General features: G+C 72.5%; 1 protein-coding gene and 1 pseudogene. Both read left to right on the top strand.

The annotated features are described in order from the left end of the window. Positions 1-315 (top strand): annotated as a pseudogene (locus G3I65_RS56435) (beta-ketoacyl synthase); the annotation flags it as partial. A 33-nt stretch (positions 316-348) separates the two neighbouring features. Beyond that, positions 349-473, top strand: a 125-nt coding sequence (locus G3I65_RS59040) for a polyketide synthase docking domain-containing protein (RefSeq protein ID WP_203612342.1), incomplete at its 3' end; no start/stop codon positions are given.

Below are 473 nucleotides of genomic sequence, written 5' to 3'. Positions count from 1 at the left end.
AACCGCCTCGACCGCGTCACCGGGCTGAGCCTGCCCGCGACGCTCATCTTCGACTACCCGTCACCGGCCACGCTGGCCCGGCACCTCACCGCGGAACTGGCGGGCGACGAGCCCGCGCCGCGCGGGGTCGACGGGCTGCTCGACGAGCTCGGCCGGCTCGGCGCGAGCCTGGGCGACGCCGACCGGGCCCGGGTGGCGGAGCAGCTGCGGCTGCTCGCCGCGGGCTGGGCGGGCGAAACCGCCGCCCCGAGCCTCGACACCGCCAGCGACGAGGAGATGTTCGACCTCCTCGGCAAAGAGTTCGGCATCTCCTGATCCGGCGCCCGCTACTGCATGGAGTGAACGACGATGGACAACGAGGAAAAGCTCCGCTACTTCCTCAAGCGGGTCACGGCCGATCTTCAGGACACCCGCCGGCGGCTCCAGGAAGCGCAGACCCCCGAGCCGATCGCGATCGTCGGCCTCGGCTGCCG

Origin of the sequence: Amycolatopsis sp. SID8362 (genome assembly GCF_010550475.1) — a bacterium.
In the GTDB taxonomy this organism is placed as follows: domain Bacteria; phylum Actinomycetota; class Actinomycetes; order Mycobacteriales; family Pseudonocardiaceae; genus Amycolatopsis; species Amycolatopsis eburnea.
This window is presented reverse-complemented; position numbering and strand designations above follow the sequence as displayed.